General features: G+C 69.8%; 1 protein-coding gene. It reads left to right on the forward strand.

The features are described 5' to 3' along the window. Positions 1-681, forward strand: a 681-nt coding sequence (locus CJ301_RS18290) for a hypothetical protein (RefSeq protein ID WP_099278768.1), incomplete at its 5' end; no start/stop codon positions are given. Positions 682-719: the final 38 nt, after the last annotated feature.

The following is a 719-nucleotide window of genomic DNA, read 5'->3' on the forward strand; positions in this document are numbered from 1 at the left end:
GGCGCCCTCTCGGCGATGCATGCCGGGCGCGACGAGACGGGCCGCCTGCGCGATCCGCAGTCGGCCGCTACCGGCGTGATTGCCTACAACATCCGCGACGACAGCCGCACCACGCTGATCGACTCGCTGGGCTGCCCCGAGCCGCTGATCCTGCACGACTTGGCGGGCGGCTCGCTGGCGGACCTGCAGCGCCTGTTCGACGACCGCGACGGGCTGCACAACTTCCTGCGCACGGCCGAGCGGCTGGAGATCACGCTGGTGTTCTTCCACATGATCACGCCGGACCGGGGTAGCGTGGAGTCGCTCGCGATCCACATGGAGCTGAGCGCGCCCTACCGCAACAGCGCGCTCGACATCCGCCACGTGGCCATCCTCAACCGCCGCGCCGCCCCGCGCGATGCCGACTTTCCGGTGTGGTTCGGGGATCGCGACCCCGCGGGCGTGCCGTTCGGCGGCCGGACGCGGGCGCGGTTCCTGGAAGCGGGCGGAATCGAGATGAGCTTGCCGGCGATCGAGGCGCGCACCGCCGAACTGGTCAAACGCCTGCAGATCCCCTGGCGGCAGGCGGTGCGCGACCCGCGCCTGCAGCTGACCGATCAGCAGCGCGTACTGAACTTTCTCGAGCAGTTCGAGGCGCAGATGCCCGAGGGCCTGCGGGATCTGGCGGGGCTGCCCGCATGACACATGAAAGAGACAAGAGCATGGCCGTGAAGGTCGAG

It is taken from the genome of Limimaricola cinnabarinus (genome assembly GCF_002723615.1).
Lineage (GTDB): Bacteria > Pseudomonadota > Alphaproteobacteria > Rhodobacterales > Rhodobacteraceae > Limimaricola > Limimaricola cinnabarinus_B.